This is a genomic window from Pseudomonas sp. HMWF021 (assembly GCF_003061005.1).
Taxonomy (GTDB): Bacteria; Pseudomonadota; Gammaproteobacteria; order Pseudomonadales; family Pseudomonadaceae; genus Aquipseudomonas.
Genome location: NZ_QAIK01000141.1, coordinates 13431 through 17097, shown reverse-complemented (window position 1 = coordinate 17097; position 3667 = coordinate 13431). Strand labels below are relative to the sequence as shown.

The following is a 3667-nucleotide window of genomic DNA, read 5'->3' as shown; positions in this document are numbered from 1 at the left end:
CCGGCTCCGGCGGCACCGTCACCTTGAGCAGTCTGGCGACCCACGGCAGGCTTGTGCCCTGCACCAGCAGCGACACCAGCACGATGAAGAACGCGAGGTTGAAATACAGCTGCGCATTCGGCAGCCCCGCCATCAACGGGAACACCGCGAGAATGATCGGCACCGCGCCGCGCAGGCCAACCCAGGAAATAAAGGCTTTCTCGCGGCCATGGAACGCCTTGAACGGCAGCAGGCCGACCAGCACCGACAGCGGCCGGGCGAACAGAATCATCCACAGCGCCAGACCCAGCGCCGGCAGGGCAATCGGCAGCAGATCATGCGGGGTGACCAGCAGCCCCAGCACGAGGAACATGCCGATCTGCGCCAGCCACGCCATGCCGTCGAGCATGTGCAGAATGCCGTGACGGCTGCGCACCGGGCGGTTGCCGATCACCAGACCGCACAGGTACACCGCGAGGAAGCCGCTGCCGTGCAGGGCGTTGGTCAGGGCGAACACCACCAGCCCGCCGGCGATCACCAGAATCGGGTACAGGCCAGTGGCGAGGTTGATCCGGTTGACCAGTTGCAGCATCAGCCAGCCGCCACCCAGACCGATCACGCCGCCGATGCCGAACTCGCGGATCAGGTGAGTCAGCAGGCTCCAGTGCAGGCCGGTCTGGCCGCTGGCGAGCATGTCGATCAGGGTGACGGTGAGGAACACTGCCATCGGGTCGTTGCTGCCGGATTCGATTTCCAGGCTGGCGGTCACCCGTTCGTTGAGACCCTTGCCGCCGAGCAGCGAGAACACCGCGGCGGCGTCCGTGGAGCCGACAATGGCGCCGATCAGCAGGCCCTGGATCAGGTTCAGGTCGAACAGCCAGGCGGCGGCCATGCCGGTCAGCCCGGTGGTGATCAGCACCCCGACCGTCGCCAGCGACAGCGCCGGCCACAAGGCCACGCGGAAACTCGAGACTCGGGTGCGCAAGCCGCCGTCGAGAAGGATCACCGCGAGTGCGAGGTTGCCGACCAGATAGGCCGTGGGGTAGTTATCGAAAATGATCCCGCCGCCATCGACGCCGGCGGTCATGCCGACCGCGAGGATGATGACCAGAATGGGGATGCCGAGACGGGAGGAAAGTGAGCTGACAAGAATGCTCGCACCTACCAGCAACGCGCCGATCAAGAACAGGCTGTTGATGGTCGTCGCATTCAAAGGCAGTACTCCAGAAGCGTAAAGACGGGCACAAACTGACCATGCAGTCTGCGTGCCAGCGATTCTAACCTGTTGAAATGTGATGCTGTCAAAAAGCTTTTTCAAGATCAAAAGATCGCAGCCTGCGGCAGCTCCTACATGGGGATTTGCGTCTCCCTGTAGGAGCTGCCGCAGGCTGCGATCTTTTTGCTTTTAAAAGTTATAGGCTGAACCGCCCGACCATATTGTTCAGATCCAGCGCCAGGCGTGACAGCTCGTTGCTCGCCGCACTGGTCTGATTCGCGCCGGTGGCCGACTGCACCGACAGGTCGCGGATGTTCACCAGATTGCGATCCACTTCGCGGGCCACTTGCGCCTGCTCTTCGGCGGCGCTGGCGATTACCAGGTTGCGCTCGTTGATTTCGACGATGGCGGTGTTGATGGTGTCCAGCGACATCCCGGCGCCACGGGCGATGTTCAGGGTCGATTCGGCGCGCTCGGTGCTGTTGCGCATCGAGTCCACGGCGTGTTCGGTGCCGCTCTGGATGCTGCCGATCATCCGTTCGATTTCGCTGGTCGACTGCTGGGTGCGGTGCGCCAGGGCACGAACCTCATCGGCCACCACGGCAAAACCACGGCCGGCTTCACCGGCACGGGCCGCTTCAATCGCCGCGTTCAGGGCCAGCAGGTTGGTCTGATCGGCCAGGCCACGAATCACGTCCAGCACCTTGCCGATGTCGCGGGATTCATTCGCCAGATCACCGATCAGGCTCGCCGTGCTCTGCACATCGGCGCTCATGCGTTCGATGGCGCTGACGGTTTCCTGCACCAGATCGCGGCCATCACCCGCCGAGGTGGTGGCGTTCTTCGAGGCTTCCGAAGTGCTCACGGCATTACGGGCGACTTCTTCCACGGCGCTGGTCATTTCGTTGACGGCGGTGGCGGCCTGTTCGATTTCGTTGTTCTGCTGGGTCAGGCCACGGGCGCTTTCGTCGGTGACGCTGTTCAGTTCTTCCGCCGCAGACGCAAGCTGGGTGGCCGAGCCGGAGATGCGCTGCAGGGTGTCGCGCAGTTTCGATTGCATCTTGGCCATGGCCGCCAGCAGGCGTCCGGCTTCGTCGGTGCCGTCCACATGGATCGGTTGGGTCAGATTGCCTTCGGCGATGGTTTCCGCCGCGTCCAGCGCTTTGGAAATCGGCTTGGTGATGCTGATAGTCAGCAACCAGGCGAACAGCAAGGTCAGGCCGGTCGCCACAACCAGCAGGGTGACCACCAGATTGAACGCCGAAGAATACTGCTCGGCGGCCTGCTGGTTGGTTTCGCTGATCTGCTCGCCGTTGATCTGCATCAGGCGGTTGAGCACGGTATTCATCGCTTCGGAGTTGTTCAGCAGCTCGGTGTTGAGCAGGTTGCGCAGCTCATCCACCTGATTGTTGCGCGACAGGCTTTTCATCCGGTCTTCGATCTGGCGGTACTGGCCCAGCAACTGCACGTATTGATCGTAGGCGGCGCGTTCTTCCGGGCTGCCGATCAGCGGCTCATAGGCGGTCTGGGCAGTGCGGATCTGCTGATTGCGCATCTCCAGCAGCTCGACGGTTTTCTGCTGCACGTCCGGCTCGCGGTTGACCAGCAAACGGTACGACAGCACCCGCAGGCGCAGGGTCAGTTGGGTGAACTCGTCGAGGTTCTTGATGCTTGGCACGCTGCTGGACGTGATGTCCTCGGCAGCGCCACGGATTTTGCTCATCTGGTTCAAGGCGAACACGCCGAGAATCAGCATCAGGCCGCCGATCAGGGCGAAACCGGTGAACGCCCGGGGGGCGATATTCATATTGCGAAGGGACATGGCGCGGATACCAGAAAGGGCCGCATCCATGCGGGCTGAGACGGCTGAATGGATGACTTATCGGTCATACGACTAAAGTCTTGAGGCGCTGTGCGTATTTGTCGCATAGGGCCCCGGGCGACGAAGTGCAGGAACCAGATCGGCAGATCACAGTCTTTAAAACTCGCGAGAACGGTCGGCCGCCAGGAAAATCAAGGCCTTGCGCCGGTATAACCCTGGCATCCGCAGTGACTTTTCTTTATCGTACGCGCCCTTTGAAAAACGCCTGGAAGATCAAAATGTTGGAAGCATCCCTCAGCCAATTGGAACAGCTCGTCAGCGATCTGGTGCAACAGAACCAGTCCCTTGCGCAAACCAACCAGACCCTGTCCACGGAACTGGCCCAGGCCAAGGATGAAAACGAAAGCCTGCAACTGAGCCTGATGGAACAGGAAGAGAAGCACGGCGCCACCGCAGCGCGCATCCAGGCTCTGGTTGATCGCGTCAACGCAGGTCCTGTCAGCGCATGAACCATGGCACCGCAGGGGTAAAAGTCATCTCCATTCTCGGGGAGGACTATTCGATCAAGGCACCGGCCGGGGAAGAACAGACCCTGCTGGACGCCGCACTGATGCTCAAGGCCGCACTGGCCGACACCAAACGCAAATACC

General features: G+C 61.6%; 2 protein-coding genes and 2 pseudogenes. 1 reads left to right on the top strand and 3 read right to left on the bottom strand.

Translation table 11 applies throughout. From position 1 onward, the window contains the following. From DBR18_RS19585 to DBR18_RS30360, 3 genes and pseudogenes are all read right to left on the bottom strand, one after another. Positions 1-1192: potassium/proton antiporter (locus tag DBR18_RS19585; RefSeq protein ID WP_108591538.1), on the bottom strand; the 1192-nt coding region annotated here is incomplete at its 3' end. A 199-nt stretch (positions 1193-1391) separates the two neighbouring features. Further along, positions 1392-1991: pseudogene (locus DBR18_RS30365) on the bottom strand (methyl-accepting chemotaxis protein); the annotation flags it as partial. A gap of 303 nt (positions 1992-2294) precedes the next feature. Next, positions 2295-2951, bottom strand: a pseudogene (locus DBR18_RS30360) (MCP four helix bundle domain-containing protein); the annotation flags it as partial. Between the two features lie 344 nt (positions 2952-3295). On the opposite strand from DBR18_RS30360, the gene DBR18_RS19575 reads away from it, so the two are divergent. Then, positions 3296-3526 carry a hypothetical protein gene (locus DBR18_RS19575; protein WP_095187399.1) on the top strand — a complete coding sequence of 77 codons (231 nt, stop codon included), beginning with the start codon at positions 3296-3298 and terminating at the stop codon, positions 3524-3526. Positions 3527-3667: the final 141 nt, after the last annotated feature.